Genomic DNA, 244 nt, shown 5'->3' with positions numbered 1-244 from the left:
AGGAGGGAAGAGGAAAAGGAAAGAGAAAGGAGGGAAGGGGGAAGAAGGGGAAGAAAAGGAGAAAAAGGAAGGGAAAAGAGGAAAAAGGAAGGAGAGGAAGGGGAAAGGGAAAAGGGAAGGGGGGGGAAGAAGGGGGAAAAGGAAAGGAGAGAAAAGAGGGAGGGGAAAAAAAGAAGGAGGGGGAAAGGGGAGGAAAAGGGGAGAAAGGGAGGGGAGGGGAGGGAGGGGAAGGAGGAGAGCCAGG

1 protein-coding gene is annotated in these 244 nt (G+C 53.7%); it reads left to right on the top strand.

What is annotated here, in order from left to right; genetic code table 11:
* On the top strand, nt 1-244 hold a 244-nt coding region (locus LK536_RS58985; RefSeq protein WP_506092358.1), incomplete at both ends, for a hypothetical protein.

Origin of the sequence: Clostridium pacaense (assembly GCF_020709765.2) — a bacterium.
GTDB lineage: Bacteria > Bacillota > Clostridia > Lachnospirales > Lachnospiraceae > Enterocloster > Enterocloster hominis.
Note: the sequence above shows the minus strand (reverse complement) of the source record. Positions and strands in the feature narration are given on the sequence as shown.